We start from the raw sequence: 24,455 nt of genomic DNA, 5'->3' as shown, positions 1-24,455 counted from the left end.
GATTAGCTCAAATTGTTTTGCTGGCATCATGTTTGATGTCCAAAATTTTGTTTCGTTCACTAACTCGAGGTTAGCTACTAAAAACTTTATTGATTACGTTTTGCTTGTTCAGTTTTCAAGGTTCATTAGTTCGTCACATTTAAGTGACTTTCTATACTTTAACATGTTGTTAACTCTATGTCAACCATTCATGTTTGTATTTTTTAAATTGTTGTTTGTTTCGTAACAACGTTTATAAATATATCACCTTAATATTAAGTTTGCAAGTGAATTATTAAAGTAAAACTATTCTAAATAAATCAATTGTGCCTCGGCATAAATGCGTCCGGAGGCTTTAACTTCTTTCAGCGGGTGTTTGTATACCTGATGAAAGATATAAAAAGAGTTTCTTCTATAATATATAAATCAACTTCACCACAAAACTCTTATATGCTTCTATTGAAAAGTGTCTCTACAAGAACGCCCTTTCCGATTATTTTAACTTGCTCTGATTTCTCTCATTAATTGCTCCCCTTTTTCTCCAGAAGAATTTATGCAGCTTAATTACCATTAAGATTGTTTTATTATATAAACTGGCTTTAAATTCTCCAATAAGAAAAGCACCTGCAATCGTTAGTTGTTTTCTAACAATTGCAGGTGCTGTTTATATTTCGATTTGTGTATTAATAATTAGCGTACCCAGATAAAGTATGCAAGGAAGACAAAGAATAATCCGTACATCATAGGGTGAATTTCTTTTTTACGACCCGCTAAAAGCATTGTTATTGGATAGAAGACAAAGCCTATTGCAATACCAGTAGCAATTGAGTAACCCAGAGGCATCATGATTACTGTAAAGAAAGCAGGTACTGCAATTTCGAATTTATCCCAATCAATTAAACGTAATGAAGATACCATCAGAACACCTACAATGACTAGCGCTGGCGCTGTTACTGCTGGAGTTACCACAGCGAGTAATGGTGAGAAGAATAATGCTACCAGGAATAGTATTGCAGTTACAACAGCAGAGAAACCTGAACGAGCACCTGCTGCTACACCAGAAGTTGATTCAACGTATGCTGTAGTTGTTGATGTACCAAATAAAGAACCAATTGTTGTTGCAAGAGCATCAGCCATCAATGCACGGCTTGCACGTGGTAATTTATTATCTTTTACTAATCCTGCTTGTGTCGCAACTGCCATTAAAGTACCTGCTGTATCAAAGAAATCTACAAACAAGAATGTTAAGACAACTACTAAAAATTTAACGTTTAATAATGAATCAAAGTCATGGAAAATTGGTTTTAAAGCTACCATAAATGTAGAATCCACACTTGGAATTGCTGAAACAACTGCTGTAGGAGGTGCAATGACACCTGTAATCATACCAACGATTGCTGTTATAACCATCCCTAAGAAAATACCAATACTACGTAGTTTAATAATAAGAATAATTGAAAGTACAATCCCGAATACAGCTAGTAAAGTTGGACCAGTGAATGTTCCTAAAGTCACCAATGTAGCTTTGCTATCTGTTATAATGCCCGCTCCTTGTAAGCCAACAAATGTTATAAATAAACCAATACCTGCTGAAACTGCATATTTAAGTTGTACTGGAATTGCATTAATTACTGTTTCACGAATACCTGTTAACGAAAGAATGATAAAGATAACACCTGAGAAGAAAACACCCGTTAAACCAGTCTGCCATGGAATACCATACGCTCCAACTACAGTGAAAGCGAAGAATGCGTTTAAGCCCATACCAGGAGCAAGGGAAATTGGGAATTTAGCGAAAATACCCATAATCAGAGAACCGACTGCAGCTGCTAATGCTGTAGCTACGAATACAGCACCTTTATCCATTCCTGCATTTTCTAACATACCAGGGTTAACAGCTAAAATGTAAGCCATAGCAAGGAATGTAGTAATACCACCTATTATTTCGCGGCGATAATTAGTTCCTAATTCATCGAACATGAAATACTTTTTCATTTTAAAGAAATCCTCCGTATGGTCGTCTTCAATATCGAAAACAAAAAAAACACGCTGACTACTCTACTAGTCGCATGTCTACGATACATTTCATCACCATTACTATAGCGTGAAATCAATTAGTGTCTATACATTGGTATATATAACTAAAATCGTAGTCAAGTTATTTACGGTAACTTGGTAGAAACTCACGGGCCTTATCCCCGACATTATACGACGACATATTTAATTTACAATCGCAATATATCATTTCACTTTTCAGATTTCAACCCTATTTCCGAACATTTTTTATAAAATTTACACGAAAGTTCGTGTAAAATCCTTATTTAATGTTCACATTTAAAAAAATCGTTGCATAAGTAGGTCAAGGCTGAACGTTTTATCGATAGTTATAAAATAAAAAATCCCCTAGGATCCATTTGAATTCTAGAGGATTTTAACTTATTTCAGCAGGTGTCCAAACATCCGCTGTAGCAAAAAAACATCTGCCGGCCTAAGCACAAAACCGATTCCGGACGCAATTATGCCGAGGCATAATTGATTACAGCGATTCCAAGGAGAGCTCCCTTGATCAACATATGTTTAATTCATCACTTTACTTTGCAAGAGCTGAATTCTTTTTTCTAATTTTTGTTTCCAATCTTCCGCTAATGCATCAACTGCTTGTATACGTTTCATCGCAAGTGCGTCTTTGTTTTTAAAATACACTTCGTTGCAATGTAAAACCGAAATACGTTCAGGGTGCTTTTCCACTAATTCAATTTTTGAATCTGCACAGATTGTCCCTTCTTCCAGTACACGAGCAAGGAAGCCCGTATAACCTGTTTCAATTAAACGTTTGAGTAATATGTTCGCCTCGGTATATTTATCAATCGTACTACAAGGTACACGTCCTTGGGTAACTTGGATGACAGCATCACCTATTTTATAAATATCGCCAATACAAATATCCGCTTCCAACATATTCGTTACAGTTAAGTTTTCACCGAACGCTGCTATCGGCAACGGTTTACCAAGTTCCTGTTCCCATTGTATGTAATGCTCCGCAGGATATAAACAAACGGCACGGTCAGGACCACCATGATGTTTTTTATCTGCTACATCGTCCCCCTCAAATCCACGAGCGGACAAATATACTTCTTGTATTTTTCGTTTTTCAATCCCTGTAATCATTGAGTGCCCATTACTATAATGCAATTCTTTCGGCATACCAATAGCAAGTGTGTGAATCATCGCTATATTTTTTTCCATTTCCGTCCCTCCTAAACTAAACAACGACATAGAGTCCTAATTATATTCATTAGTTTACTATACCTAACGCTTCGAAAGCATTATCCTTAAAGAAAGAAATTCAAGAACTGTTATATATGGCAGCTTAACATCCTCTATTTTCTCAACTCTTAATTCCATAAAAACATACAGTCATTTTAATTTCTTTCAGCGGGTATACACACTCCCGCTGAAAAGTTACTTAAACCCACATTCATCCCACCAGCTTTAGAGGTGGGAGACTTCTGTAGCCGCTTTCGCTACAGAAAACATTTGCTGAAAGAAGTTAAACACCAATTGAAAATCTTTAAGTTTTTTGATGGTGTGAAAATTGTAGCTTTAAATTTACTGAATCAACATTGTAACAAAGCCTATTATTTTTGCAACAAAACGAAAAATCATCGTAAGTTCTGAGAAGTGTTGCTACGATTAAAACAGAAAGGAGATCCACATGAAATTCAACTACATTTGGAAAAACAATCAATCATCTTCTGAAATTGAGATTATCAGTAATCCATCGAATAAAGAATTGCTTTCTACAATTGAACAGCATTTTTTTAAATCTATAACTTTAAGCGCAACAGATTTCAAAACAAATCGTCAGGTTATGATTCAACTCAATGACATCGAAGCAATTGAAGCATCTGGTCATTTTACCAAAGTCTTTTTAATAGATGGTACAGAGCTATTGCTGAATAAGATTTTAAAAGAGTTATCTTACTTGGAATCAGTCGGATTAGTTAGAATCAATAATTCAATGATTTTGAATTTGAATCAAATACGCTCATTTGCTTCGGGGAGTCACGCTAGATTAGAAGTTATTACAAAACAACAAAATAAGTATATTGTCAGTAGACATTATGCAAAATCTATTAAGGAGAAATTGTTATGATACAAGACTTAAAAAATAGCTTTTTATACGTTTCATTTTTGGGGTTGATTTGGATTGTTTTCTTAATTACTATTTTTAATCTTCACCAAGAAACAGTCAACTTTCTTTACATTTGGAATTTAATCGGTATTAGTATTCTGATGGGGATTGTATTTGGTATAGCTTATCCTTATTTGTGGAACTACTCAACATTAAAAGTAACATCTAAAATTACTATTAGTACTTTTTTGAATTTTTTCTGTTGCATAGGAAGTGTATATCTTTTTTCACTGAAAGTATTTGCAATTATCAAACCTTATTTATTGCTAATTTTAGTGATAACGTTGATTGGTCATATCATCGGATTTTATTTTTTCTCAAAATATGAAAATAAAAAAATAGCGGATAGTTTGAATAGATCGCTTAAAAATTAAGGAGACTGAAATGAACCTCAATACTAGCTTACAAGTACTATTAAACGATATTGCTCAGAAACAAAAGAAGGGGCTTCCTTTTATAATGGCCTCAATATTTATTTGGGGAGTTATCACAATAATCACATTGCTGCCTTTAGATTTAATGATAAAAAATATTGGTATTTTATCTTGTGGTGCATTGCTGTTTCCTGTTTCAATTCTTTGTGCCAAGATATTAAATGTTGATTTATTTTATAAAGAAAATCCATTGATTAATGGACTATTGATTGCAACAAACAATCAAATTTTATATTTAATTATTTGTATTCTTCTATTAATTAAAGCACCTATGTGGGTCTTACCTGTATATGCAATTATTTACGGTGCACATTTGTTACCCTATTCATTCTTTTATCAATCAAAAAATTATCGATATAGTTCAATATTTATTTGTATAGCTGTTTCGATAAGTGTAATTTTCTTCCACTTAAATATTGTTTTTGTCTCGTTAATCGTAGAAATTGGTGTACTTTTCTTATTTTTAATGCTTAAAAAAGAAATAAAAAGCTAGTCTGAAAAAATCAGACTAGCTTTTTTGAAATCAAACAAGGGGATTATTCCCACTCAATAGTTGCAGGTGGCTTAGATGTAATATCGTACAGTACGCGGTTAACATGTTTTACTTCGTTTACTAGGCGGACAGAGATTTTCTCTAATACATCCCAAGGAATACGTGCCCAGTCAGAAGTCATACCGTCGATAGATGTTACCGCACGGATACCGATTGCGTAGTCATACGTACGTGCATCGCCCATTACGCCAACTGAACGGATGTCAGGTAATACCGTGAAGTATTGCCAGATGTCGCGATCAAGACCAGCTTTTGCAATTTCCTCACGTAGGATGAAATCAGATTCGCGTACGATTTCTAATTTTTCTTCTGTTACTTCACCAAGTACACGGATACCTAGACCTGGGCCTGGGAATGGTTGACGCCAAACGATTTTTTCGTCAAGGCCAAGCTCTAATCCTAGTGCGCGCACTTCGTCTTTAAATAATGTGTTAAGTGGCTCAATTAATTGGAATTGCATGTCTTCTGGAAGACCACCAACGTTATGGTGAGATTTAATAGTTTGTGCAGTTGATGTTCCAGATTCAATGATATCTGTGTAAAGCGTACCTTGTGCTAGGAAGTCCATTCCTTCGAGTTTAGCTGCTTCTTCATCGAATACGTAAATAAATTCGTTACCGATAATTTTACGTTTTTGCTCTGGATCAGAAACGCCTGCAAGTTTATCCATGAAACGTTGACGTGCATCAATTTTAATCAAATTCATGTCGAAGTCTTCTGTGAATGTTTTCATAACTTGCTCAACTTCACCTTTACGGTTTAAGTTGTGGTCAACGAACATACAAGTTAGTTGATCGCCAATTGCTTTATGAATTAGAACAGCAACAACTGATGAGTCTACACCGCCAGAAAGTGCACATAATACTTTTTTGTCGCCTACTATTTCGCGGATTTTTGCGATTTCAAGCTCAATGAAGTTTGCCATTGACCAATCGCCTTTTGCTCCACAAATGTCGAATACGAACTGACGTAATAAGTCGTTACCGTATACAGAGTGACGTACTTCTGGGTGGAATTGTACTGCATATAGTTTACGTTCTACATTTGCCATTGCAGAGATCGGGCAAGCAGCACTTGTTGCGATTACTTCAAAACCAGCAGGTACTTCTGTTACATGGTCACCGTGGCTCATCCAAACGATTTGTTCAGTTGGTAAGTTACCGAATAACTTGTTTGAAGCTGTTACTTTAATTTCCGCTTTACCATATTCACGTGTTTCAGCACCTTCAACTTTACCGCCTTGCGTATGTGCCATTAATTGCATACCATAGCAAATACCTAGAATTGGTAAGCCTAATTCGAAAATAGCTGGATCTACATGAAAGGCATTTTCGTCATAAACTGAGTTTGGACCACCTGAAAAGATAATACCTGCTGCGTTCATACCTTTAATTTCTTCTGCTGTAATCGTATGAGGATGTAACTCACTGAAAACACCAAATTCACGGATACGACGCGTAATCAATTGGTTAAATTGGCTACCGAAATCAAGAACAACTACTTTTTCTTGCTCTAATAAAGGGTTTGCTGACAAAATTTCCACCTCTTCTACTATTTTTAAAGGACTTTTCATATGTTCAAAGAAAAACGCGTATGAAAGTAAAAACTTCCTACGCGTTCATAAGCTCTTAATTTATAAAGGCGAATGCGTAGCAAAGTAAAGTGATTTACTAACGTTCTCACCTAACCAAAACATTCACCTTCATAGAGAAATCATTTACGGTGATTTCGTAGAAACATCCGAACCTTATTATCGAACTTATATGAAAGCAATCCTCATCATATATAATTTTTTTCATTTTACTCTTTGTACCCATCAAAATCAACTGATAGTGCGATTGATTAAATTTTCCCAACTTTCTTTCAGTTTCATAAAATCAATCTCTTGTTTATCTTTGCCATAAATATGTTGTTCATATACAGCAGTCAGTTTTTGCATCTCTTCTGTCTCTAGCGACTCATCTACTCTTATAGCAAATGCACGTAATGTTTCGCCATCTTTCCGGCGTAACCCAATACGAGATAATTGCTTTGTTAAAACATGATATGAAGCATCAAAATTTGTCCAGTCCGCTTCTTTTTTACGAAATGCTCGTACTTGCATTTTAGGTATCCACGTTTTACGTTGCATAAACAAAGCAATGCCACCGATGATCATCAAAATGCCTAGAACAATCCATACATAAGTAAGCTTTTTCATCCATGTCCAAACAGAATCAAAACTAAACGACGTTGAGCTAGATGTTTCTTTCTTCGGCTCTTGCTCTTCCTTCTTTGGTTGCTCTTGTTTTTTTTCAGGCTGCAGCACTTGCTCCTGCTGAGGAGTGTCTTGCTCAATATCATAATTGATATTCATATTTCTAGAAAATCCAATTGTCGGTTCAAACTCCATCCAGCCTGTTCCAGGTACATACGCTTCGACCCATGAGTGTGCATTATCATTTGTAACTTGATACTCCTGTAAACCGTCTGTTATTCGACCAGGCTTGCCCGGTGCAAAGCCTTTCACCCAACGTGCGGGTATCCCCGCCGAACGTAAGAGGACAACCATTGATGTTGAGAAATTATCACAGTAGCCAACTTTAGTATCAAATAAAAACTGATCAACATAATCTTGCCCCTCAGCCGGAATTGCTACTTCTTTTTTATCGTATCTAAAGCCATGAGATGAAAAATAACTTTCAACTGCTTTTATTTGATCATATACCGAAGCCTTATCATGTGTGATTTCATTCGCTAAATTCACTACACGTGGCGGAAGTGTATTTGGCAATTGTAAAAAACGATTAAAGGAAGGGTCTAATGTTTCTAATGTGGATGTTTTAGACATTTGAAGCTGACTCATGCTATATTCTGGCTCACTATAAGAAATCGTATAGTTAGACAATAATTTCGATTCACCGTTCTGTTGTTCTATTGCTATTTTTTCAGTGCGTTCATCCTGAATAAACAGCGGTGAATCTTGGGCAGAAACAGATATCATGCCATACGTTTGCAATAAAAATGGCATTGGAGTAGCCATGTCTATTTGACTTTGACGTTCTTTTTCTGGAGATCCAACTTGTAACGAAGTTTGGATAGGGGTATTGGTTTGGTAAACATTTTTGCCAAAGTTCCCCTCCGAAAGAATCCAGCCCTTCGAAGTATAAGTATCCTTTGTATCTATACGCCAATAATGGCGATCACGAGAAGCCGCAGTAAAAATTAGTGTATTATCACCTTGAAACGGTCCTCCTAATCGACTATCATCCTCGCTGTAGCCAGCTGTTTTTGCACCTGTTCCAAAGTCCCCTTGCCCTGCAACCCCTTTAATAAAAGGCACTGGATCAGCCCAAGTCGGTCCTGTCTTAGGTAAAAAGAATGCCACTGAACTAACAAGCATTACCGAAACGATCATCGGAATAACTAGTTTCCACTTTCCTATTACATTGCTTGGTGCATCTGTTTGAAGCCATAAGCTTTTAACAAAAAGCAAGCCTGTCATTATTAATCCAAGCACAAGTACTTTAACAATTGCTACCTTTCCATCATAGTCGCTAAACGTATCTAGTGTGGCAATAAAGAATACAGTTAACGCGAAGAAATAGAATATATTTTTCCGCACAGTTATCCAGTGATGAATTAGGTATATTAACATCCAAATAAGCGCAAGGAATAGCACCGTTCTAAATGAATCCGATACTTGTCCAAAATCGCCCGAAAGAATGGTCGTCATATTCCATTTCCATTCATGCATTAAAAATGGTATTGTCTGTCCTGAAAAAAAGGGACTTTCACTATAAACAAACACTATAAACCAAGTAATATAACCAAATTTCACTAATCCCGACAATAATGGATGTACTTGAAATAAGCTGAGTATCAATGCTAGACCGATAAATACTAAAAACAAATGAATCACTCCTGTATTTGTCAGCTGCATTACAGGAGTAAGCCATTCACGTAAAATTAGAAAAATTATTACGTAAGCTATTGATAATTCTATAAAATTTCCTAGTGATTTTTTCACGGCTTTATCACCTCCGTGAACAGATGGTAATAATCTGTTGGATTTACATGTACAACTTGAATTTGCCTATAACGCTTCGCCAATTCTGTTTGCATTGGTGGTTGCTCAGCTACTACAAAACAAATACAGCTTTTCACCATATTCGCTAGAGAATGAAGTAATTCATCTGATACTTCACTCGTAACATACAGTAATGTTGCAACATGCTTAAACACTTGCTGATCTCGTAATTGAAATTTGACCGTTTCAGCAGGTTTTATAGCAGCTAAATGATACATTACTTGATCTAGCTGCTTATTACCTTGGATAATCGGAAACACCTTCGTTTTCGAACCAGCTGAAACAAATGAAATATCTCCACGTTCTCCGACAATTGTTTGTAGCATCGAAGCTACAAGCTCAATTTTTTCTTCAAATAACGGAGATTTTCCAGCATGGAGTACCAACATTAATTCCTGTGATTGTCGATCTTCAAATTCCTTAGATTGCAATGTTTGTGTTTTCGCAAATGATTTCCAGTGAATCCACGAAAAACGGTCACCTGGAACATACTCACGTAAGCCAACAGCCATAGATGTATCCTTAACAATTGAATAAGGTGACATCATTGTACCAACATCAAATTTTGTTTGAAGCGCGGCATACCTCATCTCGCGTACTCTCGGGTAAACTAAAATGACTTGTTCCTTTTCTGCCGCAACTCGCTTTTTTGCCCAGCCAAAAAAATCACAGAAAACAATATTAACACCTAAGTAACGATGCTCGCCACGGGACATATTTTCCAACACGTAATCCCAGCTAAATTTTTTCCTGAAGCCAACGAACATAATGCTATTCGTTCCTTGCACCCTCGATTGAACAAGGGCTTCACTGTTCACAAGTTCCTCCATCATCATATAAGCAAACGGAAAACGTGTTTTTCGTTCTACCGTAATTGTAACCTTAGCAGATTGTCCACTCTCAACATGAGAGGGTTCAATTTTGCGTTCCACTAGTAAAATATCTTCTTTTACTAGTAAGAAAATAACTGCGTATAACAAAAACGGACTAACTGTAAAAAATACAAACCAACTGACAAACCCACCTTGGAACATGGCATAACAAAACGTTATGATCATTAACAAAGATACTAATAAGAAATGTTTACTTTTCTCAATTAAAGCTTTCCATTTCTTCATTACTCTGCAAACCTCTTTGTCGGCACAGGTGTTTTCGCAATAATACGCGCAATAATTTCCTCTGCCGTTACGTTATCATAACGGGCATCTGGTTTTAGTACTAAACGATGGCTAAAAACAAATGGCACTAAATATTGAACATCATCAGGAGTAACATAACTACGTCCCTTTATAAATGCATAAGCTTGTGATGCTTTCATTAAAGCAATCGTTGCACGAGGACTCACACCTAAATATACATAACTATTTTCCCTTGTTTGAGTCGCTAATTCGACCATATAGTTTTTGACCGAATTTTCAACATACACACCCTGTACAAGCTCCTGCAATTCATTTAATTGCGCAACTGTTAACACCGCTTCAATTTTTTCAATTGGTTTACCATGTTCAGCACGACGAAGAATTTCCACTTCTTGCCCTCTTGAAGGATAACCCATTTTTATTTTTAGTAAGAATCGATCCAGCTGTGCTTCTGGTAACGGATATGTTCCTTCATGCTCAATTGGATTTTGAGTGGCCATAACGAAAAAGGGTTGATTAATTGTTAAGGTTTTACCATCAATCGTGACAGATGCTTCCTCCATCGCCTCAAGTAAAGCAGATTGTGTTTTTGGAGATGTACGGTTAATTTCATCAGCTAAAATTACGTCACCCATGATCGGACCAGGTCGAAACTCAAATTCCAACGTTTTTGGATTATAAATAGATACTCCTACAACATCAGACGGTAATAAATCAGGTGTAAACTGAATCCTTTTAAACTGTGCATCAAAGGATTTTGCCAGCGCTCGCACCATCATTGTTTTACCGACACCTGGTACGTCCTCAAGCAAGACATGTCCTCTTGCCAGCAAAGCTACTATGCTGAGCTCTGCAACCTCTCTTTTGCCTATCATTACTTCTTCTATATTTTCTAATACATCTTGTATTTGTGAATTCATAAATCAAAAAACCTCCTATTTCATTTTCAGCAATTGTTTGAATTGCATGATAACTTCTTTAAGAATAACGAAATATGTTTAGTAACACAATTAGTACGAAACGTTCATCTATTGCTTCATCCCTATAACTCGAGTACTTAGCGAGAAAAATAATAATACTTCAGCATGAAAAAGATAGGCTTGTTCTGAATACAATTCAAACAAACCTATCTTTTAGTATAACGTCATTATCTATCAAAATGTTACAGATTTAATTTTTTTAACCATAAATTCTCTAACGAAGATGAATTTTCTTGTAAAAATATTTCCTTTAATTCACCAGAAATAAGTATGTTTCCTTCATGTAAAACTAACACATCGTCCGCTACTTCCTCCGCAAAAGCAAGCAAATGCGTAGAAAAAATCACAGTACGGCCCCTTGCTTTTTCCTCTAACATCATTTTTTTCAGCTCTGCAATCCAAAAAGGATCAAGACCATTCGTAGGCTCATCTAAAATAAGCAAAGAGCCCTCACCAAGTAAACTTTGAGCGAGATTAAGCCGTTGTCGCATCCCCTTTGAAAAATGCTTTACTTTTTGCTTTCGAACATCCCATAAAGCGACGCGTCTCAGTACATCTTCCTGCTCCTTTTTACCAATTTTCTTTAAAGAGGCAAGTAGCTGCAAAATTTCTGCAGCTGTTAACATAGACGGAAAGTCCACATCGTCAGGCATATATCGAATAGCTTGTGGTTTATGCCATATTATTTCTCCTGATTTTTGCTTTTCTTGCCCAGTTAGCAAGCGAATTAAAGTACTCTTTCCAGCACCATTTCCTCCTACAAGCGCTAAAATACGCCCCGCCTGTAAAGAAAAGGAGGCTTCATGAAGACCTCTATTATTATCATAGATATTCGATAACTTCTTTGTTTCTAATAACATCATCTTCTTTCCCCTTTCTTTAAAAGGAAGCTAGTGTAAGCTAGCGGACATACTATCCAAAGTAATGTCACAGCTGCGTATACTGCGTAACCTAGTGGTGACGAATAAAACTGCGTTACTTTATAAAACGCTGGTCCAAGCACACTAGCCTGATCTGTAAAAATAAAGTAACCAAAGCGCAGCCACTCCACAGGATTAATATGTATCGCTATAATCGTCAGTTTTTGAAGAATATGCCCCGCCACGATCGTCCCAATAGCCATTAAAGCGTAAGAGATTAGTAATAAAAAAATGGACCAAAATACAAGTGATAACGACAGTGCAAATAATCTTGTTTTTGCAAAGGCTCCCACAGCAATGGCCAATGACACAAAAATGAAGATACATAGCAAAGTTAGAATAATGAAAATAACTGGCAAACGAACTCCGCCAAGAAATCCACCAAGCGCTAAAATTACGCCAAACGCCACGACGACGACTAATAAAAAGGCAAGCACAGAGGCAATATACTTTCCTGCAATATATTGCCTACGCGTCATCGGATATGTCTTTAATAATGAAAACCAGCCTGATTCCACATCACCAGCAATACTCATACTACCAATCGTTAAAATAAATAGAGGCAATAAAAACAACAATACATTTAAAAACGAGGCTGTTTGTCGCGTAAAGCCCTCTACATCCGGTAACGCCATTTGCTGAATGACAATGATAGCTGTAAAAACGAATGTGAAAAGTAAGCCTACAAGTTGCATCCAACGACTTCTGAGCATTTGCCTTAATTCTAGTTTAATAAGCATGCTATACATCACTTATGGATCCCCCATTTAAAATCGTGTAAATCCTTATAGGCAAGCAGCTGACCTTCTCCCTCTGTAGTCATCCACTCCTGTGCCGCTTCCTTCGAATCGAGCGCAACTACCCCATAATTCATAGGAGTCCAATAATCCTTGTTATATACATAAACAGCATTAAAAACGTCAATCCATTCATTTTTTGCTGCATCTTTAATAAAAGCTGCCCCAACCTCGTCTTCTCCATTTGCTTCTATATATTCCATTAGACAGCCGATGTCATCAAAAATTTCATAATCACCATTTTTCAATGCAATCTGACCAGCATATGAATTATGAACTATACTCATATTGCATATTTTACAAACATCGGTTTCACTAACTATTTCACGAGGCTCATATGTTTTTTCACTACACCCCATCAACACACCACAACATAGCATTACAATCATCATCCATTTTTTCATTCTGTTATTCCTCTTTTCCATAGCCATAAACTACTTACTGTCAAGAATAAGCCTACTAGCATTTGCACCACATTTATCTTGTTCTTCTCGTTCACATGCTTCACCGCCAATTTTGGAGTATTATCAACAAGCATGTTCTTTTCGATTTTATTGATTTGCTGATCCAGCGATGTTAGTAAAATGACGCTTGGAGATGCCACGAAATATTGATAAACAGGTTGGCGTACCATCCATTGACCAAAGCTCGACACAGCCACATATGGAATATCACCTATACCATTGTCTTTTAAGTCAATCCCTGAATAATCATCATAATAATTACTTACTAGTTGAAAGCCTTGCTTATCGGAGCGCGCCGTTAAAATGTTACCTGTAAAGTTATTACTACTAGCCATTGTGCCGTCACTTACCTTTGTACCTTCAATGGCTGTTTGGTTCATTTGAAAATCATTTGTTTCAATTCGGATATTTGAACTTTTCTGCATTGCCACACCAGTTCGGTTATTTTTGATCGTGTTATGTTTAATTTTGGCCTGCTGTACATCAAACAGCAGCATACCGTAGCCATTAAAATCAAAATGATTAGCTACTATATTATTCTCAAGGAATATGTCTGTTGTCATCATAATCATAAGGCCAGTCACATTCTGAGCATATGTATTGAAAAGTGCTTTAGCATCACTTGTATACATAAAATGCGTACCGTAACGACTGCTCGTTACCTTATTATGTTGAACAACAATACGCTTGACCTCTTCTATATAAATTCCGTCCTGCACTTGCTCAACAGTATTGCCTTCGATAGTGATGTCCTCACTCTTAAAAACAGCCACCCCATTACCTTTTTGGGAATAATGACCTTTGATACCGGTCACATCGATATCTTGTATACGTACATTTTTGGAGTGTTGTATATGGACACCCGTATGAACATCTTTCATTTGTAACTTACGTAGCTCAAGTCCATCTACAGTACTAGCAACGATCGCTTTATTTTTCCCTGATAACGTTATATTTTCAACAGTGACATTAGCAGTATTTTCAATTCGGAGCGTGGGGTTGTCACTTTCACCGATAAGTTCCGTTCCCTCTTCACCTTGTAGCGTTATCGGTTTTGTCACAATAAAATTACCTTCGTAACGACCAGCAGGAATATGAACGACCTCACCTGGTTTTGCTGCATTAATGGCCTCCTGTACATCGAAATCGGCATACACTGTCTGACTCATGAATAGAAAAAACAATAAGGCAAACCCTATTTTTTTCACCAATCCTTACCTCCCAGTTCAGCACGAAAAGACTAGAGGATTCCCCCTAGCCCATTCGATTAATGACCATGACCATCAGGTTTCTTTTCTTCCATATGCATAGAATCAGATTCACCTTTGGCTTCTTTTTCAGCTTTTTCTTTCATTTTCTTTTTACGACGCTCTAATGCATCGTCTTTAATTTTTTGTAATTCCTCTACATGTGCAGTTGGATTGTCGGCGATGTATTTGTCTGCATCAGCTTTATTGGTGAAGTAAATATAACCCCAGTTCATTGGAGATTTTAGATCGGTTTTAACGATTGTTACATCTTCAACCTTTACCCAATCTTTTGTGATATGATCACGTACAAATTTTTCGTTCTTTTCATTATTTGCAACCTCGGCATTTACTAAACAGCCGATGTCATCATAAAAGGCAATTGTTCCATCCTCTTTTATTGCTTGAGTAGAGAATTCACCCATATCTTCATCCTTCAAATACACTTTCATATTACACATTTCACACATTGTACCTTCTTTTGGCTCTTGTAAACGTGGATCCACTAAAGAAGCGACTTGTTTAGATTTATCCTTTGCTTCTGCTTCACTTGTTGTAACCTCTTGCTTAGACTCTTCTTTCTTAACTTGATCTTTTTCTGTACCACACGCCGCGAGTAAAAGTAATGCTGCAAGTGAAGGTAACCATATTTTTTTCACAATTGCTTCCCCCAATATTTCTTTTTTTCTGTTTCTATTACATACTTTACAGGTAAGTTGTGAAATAAGTTAAAAATCGCTGTGAAGTATTGGAAAAATTACCTTGAATATTCATTGAACATCTTGACTTCAAATATTTTGAATAAAGAATATATAATTTCCATTTTTTACACCTTACATTCAAGGTCAATGAAATTATAGTCCTATTAATGGCTCTTCAGCAAAACGAGGGGGTGATTCCGTTCCGACCGGGCGCTTGACCCTTATTCAAAGTGCCTCACAATTCGTAAAGATTTTATTGACACCATTTTGGTTTTCATCACAATAAAAAACTCCCTACATCCTGAATGACGTAGAGAGTTCGAATTTATGATGTTATATAGAAGAACGGTAACTATTGAGAAGCTTCTTTTGCTTGCTGACAAGACTTAGCTTAACGGCAGTTTCATTTAGTTCATTGCGTATTTGTAAATCGTAAGCATTGTCCACAAAACTAGCTGCTACTTTATTTGGACGTTGCTGCTGGATTTGTCTCGTGTTACTTAAATGCTTTTTATCTTTATTCTTTAGCAAACTGTTTTTAAACTGTTTCTTCGGATTTTGTCCGAAATTATGACTTAAATCCCCAGCATGTAAATACTGTTGCTCGTTACGAAATATACTACTAGTCGTCGAACTTACTCTAGAAGTCCTCATATATAATTATCCTCCTTTACTTTTTATCAACTTTGTAGGTATATATATCGACATTATATGCTTGAACTTAATAATACAGAACCAAATTGCTTAAAAAAGAGAGAAAAGAGCTATAAGAAAAAGTGTTTCTCACTTTTTCTTATAGCTCTTTTCCCAAATATTTATATATTAATCACCAAAAGTTGGAAATAACATTTACTAAAACGTATTCCATTATATAGGTTGATTGGAGTGGAGGCTGGGCGACTCCTTGGGGATTAGCGATTAGAGGAACGAAGGCTAAAACCATCACGTCCTGTGATAACGCCTTCGTGACCAACCTCGTGTTGGCCCGAGACCCTGGAGCGAGCAACGCGAGTGAAGCGGCTCATCGGACGCCCCCAGGAAAGCGCCCAGCCGGAACGGAAATCAACCCCACGCTATGTTGATAGCTATAAATTACTTCCAAAAATCATCAAATATTGTAATTGGCATGTGACGTTTGTGCTGTGAACGTAAATAATGCCCTTCTAATGTTTTACGAGCATCTACAGGGATTTCCTTCCCCTCCAAATAATCATCAATTTGGTCATACGTTAAACCGAGAGCTACTTCATCTGGTAATGAAGGACGATCTTCCTCTAAATCCGCAGTTGGTACCTTTAAATATAAGTGCTCCGGGCAATCAAGCGCAGCTAGTAACTGCTTACCCTGACGCTTGTTGAGACGGAAGATTGGCATTAAATCCGCACCACCATCCCCAAATTTTGTATAAAAACCTGTAATTGCCTCCGCAGCATGATCGGTCCCTAGCACAACAGCATTATTCATAGCAGCAATAGAATACTGCACCTTCATTCGCTCACGTGCCTTTTCGTTCCCTTTGGCAAAATCGCTTAGTTCAATACCTGCATTCGTTAAGGCTCTAACACTTGCATCGACTGCATCTTTAATGTTGACCGTATAAGTTTTCGAAGGTTTTATATAGTCAATCGCATCCTGACAGTCCTTTTCATCTGCTTGCACACCATATGGTAAACGAACAGCCCAAAATGAGTACTTCGCTTCTCCCACTTCGGCATTTAATTCGTCCACCGCAAGCTGCGTTAATTTTCCGGTTAACGTGGAGTCTTGACCACCTGATATCCCTAGAACAAATCCCTTTACAAAGCTATAGCGACGCGCATATTCCTTTAAAAAATCAATAGATTTGCGAATCTCTTCCTGCGCATTAATAGTAGGTAATACACGTAATTCCTTAATGATTTCTTGCTGTAATGTCATTTTGTCTTTCACTCCTTACGATTTACAATCGATTGACCATTTCGCTTACTTCTTCAATATTACGCATTTTATTATTCCAGCATTTTTGGCTTAAATCGACTGGGTATTCCTCAGGATTCATGGCACGTTTATATTCATCCCATAACAACTCTAAATTATTTGCTGCATAATCGCGCATTTCTTCCAAAGTAGGATTTTGATAATGTATTTCACCATTTTTAATCACATGATGATGTAAATCCTTAGCTTCAAAGTTCGTTACAAATTTTGATACGAATGTATGAACAGGGTGGAACATTTTAATTTTTTTCTCTGATTGAGGATTTTCATCTTGCATCGTAATGTAATCTCCCTCGGCCTTACCATTCTTTCTATCAATAATGCGATATACATTTTTAAGACCTGGCGTCGTTACCTTTTCAGCATTCGCTGAAATTTTTATCGTATCTTCTAACTGCCCATCGTTATTTTCAATAGCGACCATTTTATAAACAGCCCCTAAAGCTGGTTGGTCATATGCAGTAATGAGCTTTGTACCAATTCCCCACACATCAACTTTTGCACCTTGAGCCTTTAAGTTTAAGATCGTGTATTCATCTAAGTCATTTGATACGATAATTTTAGCGTTCTGGAAGCCTGCCTCATCTAACATACGACGTGCTTCTTTTGACAAGAAAGCTATATCCCCACTGTCTAAACGAATTCCAATAAAATTAATTTTGTCACCAAGCTCTTTAGCCACTTGAATCGCTGTTGGCACACCCGATTTTAACGTATTGTAAGTATCTACAAGGAATACGCAATCACGATGACGTTTTGCATAGGAGTGAAATGCATCATAATCATTTTTATAGGCCTGTACAAGTGCATGTGCATGTGTACCTGATACTGGTATATTAAAGAGTTTACCTGCTCGAACATTACTAGTTGAAGCAAAACCACCAATAAACGCCGCACGCGTTCCCCAAATTGCTGCGTCCATCTCCTGAGCACGTCGTGTACCGAACTCCATTGCCACTTCATTTTTTATAATTTGTTTAATACGACTAGCCTTTGTTGCAATTAAGGTTTGGTAATTCACAATGTTAAGTAATGCGGTTTCAATTAGTTGCGCTTCCACTAAAGGTGCTTCAATGCGGATAATTGGTTCATTAGCGAAAACAGTTTCTCCTTCCACCATTGAATACATATCCCCTGTAAAGCGAATATTTTTTAAATACTCGATAAAATCCTCTTTATAACCAACCTCTTCACGTAAATACGCTATGTCCGAATCAGTAAAACGAAAATCACGTAAATATTCAAGAATTCTCTCTAACCCCGCAAAAATTGCATAACCATTGCCAAAAGGTAATTTTCTAAAATATAGTTCGAAAACTGCTTTTCTATTATGTATACCATCAGCCCAATACGATTCTGCCATATTGATTTGGTACAAGTCCGTGTGTAGCGCTAAGCTATCATCTGCATAGTTTGATCTCACAAGAAACCCCTTCTTCCGCTTTGATAATTAGTCCTAGTATACACTATATATCCAAATTCTTGCGTATTACATCCTCTCACTTTAATGTTAGATTTCCTTACATGAATAATTAGAAAATTTCGAATCGTACACATTTTAGACACAATTTTTAGTACCGCTTTCATTCCCCTTTTAAAAACCTTTTCAGCAAACTATTACGAAAGACGAAGTATACCATGTAATAAAACCTGACATGAACATTCAGAAAAATATTGCGCAGTTTTTCATAGCGTTTTAACATGTAAATTAAATTTACTCAAGGAGCTGATATTAATGAAAAAAATAGAAGCAATCATCCGCCCTGAAGTTTTCGGCGCTGTCAGAGACGGACTTGCACAGGAAGGTATCGCAGGGCTCAGTGTTACAGAAATTGCTGGTTGTGGTCGTCAATTAGGGCGTACAGGTTTATTTCGCGGAAATACATACGAAATTGAATTTTTACCGAAGTTGAAATTAGAAATGATTATTGATGATGAAAAAGTAGATCCCATTGTTGAAGTTTTATTACGAAAGGCAGCAACCGGCAAGGTTGGAGATGGTAAAATCTTCATTTATCCAATAGAACAAGCAATTCGTATCCGTACAAAAGAAGTCGGATCAATTGCTGTAGAATAAGGGGGCGATATATATGGATGAAATAACATTATCAATAAATTTAGTTTGGATGATGCTCGGTACAATTTTAGTCTTCTTTATGCACGCAGGATTTGCGATGGTTGAAGTGGGCTTTACACGGTCAAAAAATGCAGTCAATATTATTATGAAAAACTTCCTAACTATTTCACTTGGTGGCATTATCTATTTTCTCTGTGGTTACGCTATTATGTTTGGTGATTCAGTTGGCGGTATCTTCGGTACAAGTGGCTTTGCCTTAAATGGTGTAGATAATCTCTCCTTCTTTATTTTCCAATCAATGTTTGCAGCAACTGGAGCAACGATTTTATCCGGAGCAGTAGCAGAACGTACTAATATTTTTGCTTATATTGGTGTAATTATTCTCATGTCGTCACTTGTTTATCCTGTTGTTGGTCATTGGGTTTGGAGTGGTCATGGATGGTTAACAAATCTCGGTTTTATCGACTTCGCTGGATCTACCGTTGTACATTTAACAGGTGCAGTGGCGGCATTTGTAGCTGCGGTAATGGTCGGTCCTCGTCTAGGTAAATATGAAAATGGTCGTGTTAACATTATTACAGGACATAGTATTCCATTAGGAGCTTTAGGCGTATTTTTACTTTGGTTTGGTTGGTTTGGCTTCAATGGTGCCTCAACATTAGCTGCTGATCCTAAACTTGTTCCGAGCGTAATCGCAAATACATTTTTCGCTGCTGCTGCTGGAGTTGTGGTTACAGCCATTTATACGAAATTTCGATATGGTCATATCGATGGCTCACTCACATTAAACGGTGCTTTAGCAGGACTTGTAAGTATTACTGCTGGTGCCGCTAATGTTAGTATAGTCGGTTCACTCATTATTGGATTAATTGCTGCTCCCTTATTGGTCGAAGGCGTCCGCTTTATTGAATGGAAATTAAAAGTCGATGATCCTGTTGGTGCGATCGCTGTCCATGGTATCTGTGGTATTTGGGGTACTCTAGCAGTTGGCTTGTTTGATATTGGTGGTCAAGGATTATTTTATGGAGGAGGTTTCGGCCAATTAGGAGTGCAAGCCATTGGGGTTATTGCTACCATCGCCTGGGTTAGCGTTTCAGTAGCAGCTGGTTTACTTATTATAAAAGCAATTGTGCCATTACGAGTTTCTGCTGAAGAAGAAGTCACTGGCCTAGACGTCATCGAACACGGTGCTCCGGCTTATGAGTTTCAGGATATCTTCAAAGGCTCTGCCGTGCGAGGAGAAACATTTGCCCATCGTTTAACTCATTTCGGTAAAACAAATAATAATGTTCAAGAGGAACATGTATAGTATTTAATGATCTTCGACTTCTTTAATACAAAAAACAAAAATCTGCAATCCTTCGGCGAGCTGTTTCCCAAAAGGTATGCAGATTCTTTTTTACGCTTTCTCTAGCTCTAGTAAAAATTCTTTCATAGCTAGTCCACTACGAAAGCCTGTTAGCTTACCATCTTTTCCAATTACACGATGACAAGGGATAATTGCTAATATCGGGTTGGCACCGATTGCACTGCCTACAGCTCTTACTGCTTTCGAATTACCAATTCGGTGTGCAATGTCTGAGTACGTTGTCGTTGTACCATATGGTAGCTCCTTCAGTGCATCCCATACTGCTAGTTGAAATGCTGTCCCTTTAACATGTACTGGCACATCAAATTCAGTGAGCTCTTTATTAAAATAAGCTGTTAATTGCTTAACATATTGCTGTAACTTTTCTTTATTCTCTTCGAAGCGATAGCCTTTAAATGGTTTTTCCGCCCACACTTCCACCTCTTCGAATGGTGCATTTGGTGTTCCGATATATACTAGTCCATCATCTGAGGCAATGATATACATAGTGCCTTGTGCATATGTTAAAGTATCTACATATAATATATCCATTCTCTATCCCCCTACATTAATCTAGGATCATCAACAAAACGTGTAGTTGATTTCCGTTCCGACTGGGCGCTTTCCTAGGGGCGTCCGATGAGCCGCTTGGGCCAACACGATGTTGGTCACGAAGGCGTTATCACAGAACGTGATGGTTTTAGCCTTCGTTCCTTAATTGCTAATCCCCAAGGAGTCGCACAGTTTCCACTCCAATCAACTTATTTACATAGTAGCCGTTTTAAAAAAACCTATCCACAACACTTAGTGATTCACCCCGTTTTATCCATTACTTGTAAATCGTTAAATAACTTTAGCTTCCCTTTGTTTCATGCTACAGTTATTTTACCTATTAGTATAAAGGAGTTTTAACTTTATGAATACTTCATATGAGCCTGCCATTCACTTTCAACAGGTCACTTTTTCATCGAATGACAAGATGATCATAAAATCGATTACTGGTTCATTCCCAAAAGGAAAAATTACTACATTAGTCGGTCCTTCAGGTGCTGGCAAAACAACTCTACTTAAATTGTGCAATGGACTATCATCTCCTACAGATGGTCAAATATTAATTGATAATCAAGACATTTCTACGTACGAGCCAACCGCTTTAAGAAGGTATGTGAGTATGGCTCTGCAAGCGGCCCCTATGATAGAAGGAACTGTATTTGACAATCTTGCACTCCCTCGTTCCTTACAAGGAAAAAAGCTTACAGAGCAAGAAGCTATCCAATATTTACAAGACGTCGGACTCGATCAAAGCTTTTTACAAAGCCCTACGAATAAATTATCCGGTGGACAACGACAGAAAGTCTCTATTGCAAGAACGCTTATTAATCAGTCCTCCATTTTATTGCTAGATGAAATCACATCTGCACTAGATCGTCAATCCGTGCAGGAAATTGAGACACTTATTGCTACAATCAATAAAAAGTTTAATGTCACAATCATTTGGATCACTCATAATTTACAGCAAGCGCTGACAATCGGACACTACACTTGGGTCATGATGGACGGAGAACTAATTGAAACAGGAAAAAGCTCCTTACTTAACGCACCTAAAAATCCACGTGTCGCTGAATTTGTACAGGGGGTGAATGTATGACGTATACTTCTCTTTCCTTAACGTTAATTTTTGTTTTAATTCCTCTCCTACTGTCAAAAACCTTAAAGCTAGGACTTGAAAAAGATACACTCATCGCTACTATTCGTTCTATTATTCAACTACTTGCCGTCGGGTACATTTTAAAATTTGTCTTTGATGCTCAAAGCTATATTTATATTTTCCTTATGGTTACTTTAATGATTACAGTAGCAACACTAAATGCTCGTAAAAAAGGGCAAGGTATTAAAGGTATTACATGGAAAATAGCACTAACTCTTATTGTTGTAGAATTTGTTACGCAAGGAGTATTGCTTGGTTTTGATATTGTACCTGCAACAGCGCAGTATATTATTCCAATTAGCGGCATGATGATTGGTAATTCAATGGTATTATCGGTTCTATTTTTAAATCGTTTTACATCGGAAATTGCAAGTCATCAGAACGAAATTGAGTTAATTTTATCGCTAGGCGGCACACCAAAACAGGCTATTCATCGACAGCTAATGGATGCGATAAAGGCTAGTATGATTCCTACAATTGAAAGCCAAAAAACAATTGGTCTTGTTCAATTACCAGGTATGATGAGTGGTCAAATAATTGGCGGAGCAGATCCTATTCAAGCGGTGCAATTCCAACTGTTAATCATTTTCGCCCTGCTAACAGCAGCGACATTATCTAGCATAATGATAGGTTTTTTAAGCTATCCTGCACTTTTTAATGAGCGCATGCAAATACTGGAAGGGAAATAATCATTATAGTAAAAACAATATTTATTTTCTAAATTGTGCTATAATATAGAAAAAAAAGAAATGCAGTGAGGAGAATGACCATGTTATTACGCGATTTTTTCATCCATTTATCTGAAAACCAACTATTAAATAGTGCTGCAAAAAAATACGGACTAAAATTAGGAGCACAAAGTGTAGTAGCTGGTACAAATATTGAAGAAACGATTGCGAGCATCAAAGAGCTTAACGCACATAAAATCTCTTGCACAGTAGATAATCTAGGGGAATTTGTTTCAACTGAAGAAGAAGCAATAAAAGCTAAAGAACAAATCCTTGCTGTTATTGAGGCTATTCATGAAAACGGCGTTGATGCACATATTTCGTTAAAGCCATCTCAATTAGGTTTAGATATTGATGTTGATTTTTGCTACGATAATTTATATGAAATTGTAGAAAAAGCAGCAGCATATGATATATTCGTTAACTTTGACATGGAAGACTACGGTCGTTTACAAACATCCTTTGATATGGTCGAAGAGTTATCCAAAACGTTTAATAATGTAGGTACTGTTATCCAATCTTACTTTTACCGCGCTAAGGACGATATCGAAAAATTCAACGACTATCGCCTTCGTATCGTAAAAGGTGCTTATAAAGAGCCTGCAGAGGTTGCTTTCCAAGATAAATTAGATATTGATTTAAATTTCATCGAGTTAATCGAATATCATTTACTACATGGTAAATTTACGTCCATCGCAACACATGACCATAATGTTATTGCACATGTAAAACGATTTGTAGCTGATAATAATATTCCACTTGATAAATTCGAATTCCAGATGCTTTACGGCTTCCGTACAGATATGCAAAAAGAGCTTGCAAAAGAAGGCTATAACTTCTGTGTATATGTACCATTCGGCGAAGATTGGTACGGCTACTTTATGCGCCGTTTAGCAGAGCGTCCTCAAAATCTTAATCTTGTTACAAAACAAGTATTTACGAAAAAAACGAACACAGTCCTCGCTGTTGCAGCAGGTGCATTCGTTCTTGGACGTTTAACAAAACGTAAAAAATAAGGTCCCCCATAAAGAAGCCAGAAGCTTAATTGAATGAGCTTCTGGCTTTAGTTGTGGATTTACAAACTCTGCTTGTCATAAAAATAATCAGTGAGGATGAAAAAAGCCCCCCACTGATTAAAG

General features: G+C 37.0%; 24 protein-coding genes and 2 riboswitches. Of the genes, 9 read left to right on the top strand and 15 right to left on the bottom strand.

What is annotated here, in order from left to right; all coding sequences use genetic code 11:
- Nucleotides 1-669: 669 nt before the first annotated feature.
- Complete coding sequence (locus tag ACYQ73_RS25865) at nucleotides 670-1,974, bottom strand: NCS2 family permease (RefSeq protein ID WP_460015073.1); 1,305 nt, start codon at nucleotides 1,972-1,974, stop codon at nucleotides 670-672.
- 135 nt (nucleotides 1,975-2,109) lie between these two features.
- Nucleotides 2,110-2,211, bottom strand: a riboswitch (purine riboswitch).
- Nucleotides 2,212-2,556: 345 nt separating this feature from the next.
- Nucleotides 2,557-3,225, bottom strand: a complete 669-nt coding sequence (locus ACYQ73_RS25860) for an MOSC domain-containing protein (protein WP_460015072.1) — start codon at nucleotides 3,223-3,225, stop codon at nucleotides 2,557-2,559.
- A 469-nt stretch (nucleotides 3,226-3,694) separates the two neighbouring features.
- Here ACYQ73_RS25860 and ACYQ73_RS25855 point away from each other — a divergent pair, with 469 nt between their 5' ends.
- The 3 genes from ACYQ73_RS25855 to ACYQ73_RS25845 are packed head-to-tail and all read left to right on the top strand — an operon-like array spanning nucleotide 3,695 to nucleotide 5,101.
- The gene (locus ACYQ73_RS25855) at nucleotides 3,695-4,135 is read left to right on the top strand and encodes a LytTR family DNA-binding domain-containing protein (protein WP_460015071.1); all 441 of its coding nucleotides are present in this window, start codon (nucleotides 3,695-3,697) and stop codon (nucleotides 4,133-4,135) included.
- Entirely contained in the window at nucleotides 4,132-4,548 is a 417-nt protein-coding gene (locus tag ACYQ73_RS25850) for a hypothetical protein (protein WP_460015070.1), read from the top strand. The genes ACYQ73_RS25855 and ACYQ73_RS25850 overlap by 4 nt, the downstream gene beginning before the upstream one ends.
- 10 nt (nucleotides 4,549-4,558) lie before the next feature.
- Nucleotides 4,559-5,101, top strand: a complete 543-nt coding sequence (locus tag ACYQ73_RS25845; protein WP_460015069.1) for a DUF7010 family protein — start codon at nucleotides 4,559-4,561, stop codon at nucleotides 5,099-5,101.
- 43 nt (nucleotides 5,102-5,144) lie between these two features.
- Here ACYQ73_RS25845 and guaA read toward each other — a convergent pair whose 3' ends face one another.
- The 12 genes from guaA to ACYQ73_RS25785 form a co-directional block, all read right to left on the bottom strand.
- On the bottom strand, nucleotides 5,145-6,734 hold the full coding sequence (guaA, locus tag ACYQ73_RS25840; RefSeq protein ID WP_460015068.1) for a glutamine-hydrolyzing GMP synthase: 1,590 nt from the start codon (nucleotides 6,732-6,734) through the stop codon (nucleotides 5,145-5,147).
- A 112-nt stretch (nucleotides 6,735-6,846) separates the two neighbouring features.
- Nucleotides 6,847-6,948, bottom strand: a riboswitch (purine riboswitch).
- Between the two features lie 35 nt (nucleotides 6,949-6,983).
- Nucleotides 6,984-9,170, bottom strand: coding sequence for a transglutaminase TgpA family protein (locus ACYQ73_RS25835; protein ID WP_460015067.1), 2,187 nt, complete (start codon nucleotides 9,168-9,170; stop codon nucleotides 6,984-6,986).
- Nucleotides 9,167-10,348: a DUF58 domain-containing protein gene (locus ACYQ73_RS25830; protein WP_460015066.1), complete on the bottom strand. Its 1,182-nt coding sequence runs from the start codon at nucleotides 10,346-10,348 to the stop codon at nucleotides 9,167-9,169. The genes ACYQ73_RS25835 and ACYQ73_RS25830 overlap by 4 nt, the downstream gene beginning before the upstream one ends.
- The gene (locus ACYQ73_RS25825) at nucleotides 10,348-11,289 is read right to left on the bottom strand and encodes an AAA family ATPase (protein WP_460015065.1); all 942 of its coding nucleotides are present in this window, start codon (nucleotides 11,287-11,289) and stop codon (nucleotides 10,348-10,350) included. Before ACYQ73_RS25825 ends, ACYQ73_RS25830 begins: the two co-directional genes overlap by 1 nt.
- A 242-nt stretch (nucleotides 11,290-11,531) precedes the next feature.
- Complete coding sequence (locus tag ACYQ73_RS25820; protein WP_460015064.1) at nucleotides 11,532-12,212, bottom strand: ABC transporter ATP-binding protein; 681 nt, start codon at nucleotides 12,210-12,212, stop codon at nucleotides 11,532-11,534.
- Nucleotides 12,209-13,018 (bottom strand): ABC transporter permease, encoded by an 810-nt coding sequence (locus ACYQ73_RS25815; RefSeq protein ID WP_460015082.1) that lies wholly within the window; start codon nucleotides 13,016-13,018, stop codon nucleotides 12,209-12,211. The genes ACYQ73_RS25820 and ACYQ73_RS25815 overlap by 4 nt, the downstream gene beginning before the upstream one ends.
- On the bottom strand, nucleotides 13,018-13,470 hold the full coding sequence (locus ACYQ73_RS25810) for a nitrous oxide reductase accessory protein NosL (protein WP_460015063.1): 453 nt from the start codon (nucleotides 13,468-13,470) through the stop codon (nucleotides 13,018-13,020). Before ACYQ73_RS25810 ends, ACYQ73_RS25815 begins: the two co-directional genes overlap by 1 nt.
- On the bottom strand, nucleotides 13,467-14,738 hold the full coding sequence (locus tag ACYQ73_RS25805; RefSeq protein ID WP_460015081.1) for a right-handed parallel beta-helix repeat-containing protein: 1,272 nt from the start codon (nucleotides 14,736-14,738) through the stop codon (nucleotides 13,467-13,469). Before ACYQ73_RS25805 ends, ACYQ73_RS25810 begins: the two co-directional genes overlap by 4 nt.
- Before the next feature lie 59 nt (nucleotides 14,739-14,797).
- Nucleotides 14,798-15,436 carry a nitrous oxide reductase accessory protein NosL gene (locus ACYQ73_RS25800; RefSeq protein ID WP_460015062.1) on the bottom strand — a complete coding sequence of 213 codons (639 nt, stop codon included), beginning with the start codon at nucleotides 15,434-15,436 and terminating at the stop codon, nucleotides 14,798-14,800.
- A gap of 375 nt (nucleotides 15,437-15,811) precedes the next feature.
- Complete coding sequence (locus ACYQ73_RS25795) at nucleotides 15,812-16,132, bottom strand: NAD synthetase (RefSeq protein WP_460015061.1); 321 nt, start codon at nucleotides 16,130-16,132, stop codon at nucleotides 15,812-15,814.
- A gap of 438 nt (nucleotides 16,133-16,570) precedes the next feature.
- Complete coding sequence (nadE, locus tag ACYQ73_RS25790) at nucleotides 16,571-17,395, bottom strand: ammonia-dependent NAD(+) synthetase (RefSeq protein WP_460015060.1); 825 nt, start codon at nucleotides 17,393-17,395, stop codon at nucleotides 16,571-16,573.
- Between the two features lie 22 nt (nucleotides 17,396-17,417).
- A complete protein-coding gene (locus ACYQ73_RS25785) occupies nucleotides 17,418-18,878 on the bottom strand; it encodes a nicotinate phosphoribosyltransferase (RefSeq protein WP_460015059.1) in 1,461 nt (486 codons plus the stop codon).
- Between the two features lie 312 nt (nucleotides 18,879-19,190).
- On the opposite strand from ACYQ73_RS25785, the gene ACYQ73_RS25780 reads away from it, so the two are divergent.
- A complete protein-coding gene (locus ACYQ73_RS25780; RefSeq protein WP_460015058.1) occupies nucleotides 19,191-19,532 on the top strand; it encodes a P-II family nitrogen regulator in 342 nt (113 codons plus the stop codon).
- A 13-nt stretch (nucleotides 19,533-19,545) separates the two neighbouring features.
- Nucleotides 19,546-20,841, top strand: coding sequence for an ammonium transporter (locus tag ACYQ73_RS25775; RefSeq protein WP_460015057.1), 1,296 nt, complete (start codon nucleotides 19,546-19,548; stop codon nucleotides 20,839-20,841).
- Between the two features lie 90 nt (nucleotides 20,842-20,931).
- On the opposite strand, the gene ACYQ73_RS25770 is transcribed toward ACYQ73_RS25775, so the two are convergent.
- Nucleotides 20,932-21,432 (bottom strand): methylated-DNA--[protein]-cysteine S-methyltransferase, encoded by a 501-nt coding sequence (locus ACYQ73_RS25770; protein ID WP_460015056.1) that lies wholly within the window; start codon nucleotides 21,430-21,432, stop codon nucleotides 20,932-20,934.
- An 87-nt stretch (nucleotides 21,433-21,519) separates the two neighbouring features.
- On the opposite strand from ACYQ73_RS25770, the gene ACYQ73_RS25765 reads away from it, so the two are divergent.
- From ACYQ73_RS25765 to ACYQ73_RS25750, 4 genes are all read left to right on the top strand, one after another.
- Nucleotides 21,520-21,792 carry a hypothetical protein gene (locus tag ACYQ73_RS25765; protein WP_460015055.1) on the top strand — a complete coding sequence of 91 codons (273 nt, stop codon included), beginning with the start codon at nucleotides 21,520-21,522 and terminating at the stop codon, nucleotides 21,790-21,792.
- Between the two features lie 4 nt (nucleotides 21,793-21,796).
- Complete coding sequence (locus tag ACYQ73_RS25760; protein WP_460015054.1) at nucleotides 21,797-22,528, top strand: ABC transporter ATP-binding protein; 732 nt, start codon at nucleotides 21,797-21,799, stop codon at nucleotides 22,526-22,528.
- Nucleotides 22,525-23,277: an ABC transporter permease gene (locus ACYQ73_RS25755; protein WP_460015053.1), complete on the top strand. Its 753-nt coding sequence runs from the start codon at nucleotides 22,525-22,527 to the stop codon at nucleotides 23,275-23,277. The genes ACYQ73_RS25760 and ACYQ73_RS25755 overlap by 4 nt, the downstream gene beginning before the upstream one ends.
- 80 nt (nucleotides 23,278-23,357) lie before the next feature.
- Complete coding sequence (locus tag ACYQ73_RS25750; RefSeq protein WP_460015052.1) at nucleotides 23,358-24,332, top strand: proline dehydrogenase family protein; 975 nt, start codon at nucleotides 23,358-23,360, stop codon at nucleotides 24,330-24,332.
- Nucleotides 24,333-24,455 lie beyond the last annotated feature (123 nt).

The organism is Lysinibacillus sp. CTST325 (assembly GCF_054665055.1).
Note: the sequence above shows the minus strand (reverse complement) of the source record. Positions and strands in the feature narration are given on the sequence as shown.

What these genes read in the sequence shown, in the direction of transcription:
- ACYQ73_RS25825 (WP_460015065.1), bottom strand. Translation starts at nt 11,289, where the DNA reads ATGAATTCACAAATACAAGATGTATTAGAAAATATAGAAGAAGTAATG.
- ACYQ73_RS25795 (WP_460015061.1), bottom strand. Translation starts at nt 16,132, where the DNA reads ATGAGGACTTCTAGAGTAAGTTCGACGACTAGTAGTATATTTCGTAAC.
- ACYQ73_RS25830 (WP_460015066.1), bottom strand. Translation starts at nt 10,348, where the DNA reads ATGAAGAAATGGAAAGCTTTAATTGAGAAAAGTAAACATTTCTTATTA.
- ACYQ73_RS25820 (WP_460015064.1), bottom strand. Translation starts at nt 12,212, where the DNA reads ATGATGTTATTAGAAACAAAGAAGTTATCGAATATCTATGATAATAAT.
- nadE (WP_460015060.1), bottom strand. Translation starts at nt 17,395, where the DNA reads ATGACATTACAGCAAGAAATCATTAAGGAATTACGTGTATTACCTACT.
- ACYQ73_RS25780 (WP_460015058.1), top strand. Translation starts at nt 19,191, where the DNA reads ATGAAAAAAATAGAAGCAATCATCCGCCCTGAAGTTTTCGGCGCTGTC.
- ACYQ73_RS25760 (WP_460015054.1), top strand. Translation starts at nt 21,797, where the DNA reads ATGAATACTTCATATGAGCCTGCCATTCACTTTCAACAGGTCACTTTT.
- ACYQ73_RS25755 (WP_460015053.1), top strand. Translation starts at nt 22,525, where the DNA reads ATGACGTATACTTCTCTTTCCTTAACGTTAATTTTTGTTTTAATTCCT.
- ACYQ73_RS25770 (WP_460015056.1), bottom strand. Translation starts at nt 21,432, where the DNA reads ATGGATATATTATATGTAGATACTTTAACATATGCACAAGGCACTATG.
- ACYQ73_RS25865 (WP_460015073.1), bottom strand. Translation starts at nt 1,974, where the DNA reads ATGAAAAAGTATTTCATGTTCGATGAATTAGGAACTAATTATCGCCGC.
- ACYQ73_RS25850 (WP_460015070.1), top strand. Translation starts at nt 4,132, where the DNA reads ATGATACAAGACTTAAAAAATAGCTTTTTATACGTTTCATTTTTGGGG.
- ACYQ73_RS25815 (WP_460015082.1), bottom strand. Translation starts at nt 13,018, where the DNA reads ATGTATAGCATGCTTATTAAACTAGAATTAAGGCAAATGCTCAGAAGT.
- ACYQ73_RS25845 (WP_460015069.1), top strand. Translation starts at nt 4,559, where the DNA reads ATGAACCTCAATACTAGCTTACAAGTACTATTAAACGATATTGCTCAG.
- ACYQ73_RS25860 (WP_460015072.1), bottom strand. Translation starts at nt 3,225, where the DNA reads ATGGAAAAAAATATAGCGATGATTCACACACTTGCTATTGGTATGCCG.
- ACYQ73_RS25750 (WP_460015052.1), top strand. Translation starts at nt 23,358, where the DNA reads ATGTTATTACGCGATTTTTTCATCCATTTATCTGAAAACCAACTATTA.
- ACYQ73_RS25775 (WP_460015057.1), top strand. Translation starts at nt 19,546, where the DNA reads ATGGATGAAATAACATTATCAATAAATTTAGTTTGGATGATGCTCGGT.
- ACYQ73_RS25765 (WP_460015055.1), top strand. Translation starts at nt 21,520, where the DNA reads ATGAGCCGCTTGGGCCAACACGATGTTGGTCACGAAGGCGTTATCACA.
- ACYQ73_RS25810 (WP_460015063.1), bottom strand. Translation starts at nt 13,470, where the DNA reads ATGAAAAAATGGATGATGATTGTAATGCTATGTTGTGGTGTGTTGATG.
- ACYQ73_RS25855 (WP_460015071.1), top strand. Translation starts at nt 3,695, where the DNA reads ATGAAATTCAACTACATTTGGAAAAACAATCAATCATCTTCTGAAATT.
- guaA (WP_460015068.1), bottom strand. Translation starts at nt 6,734, where the DNA reads ATGAAAAGTCCTTTAAAAATAGTAGAAGAGGTGGAAATTTTGTCAGCA.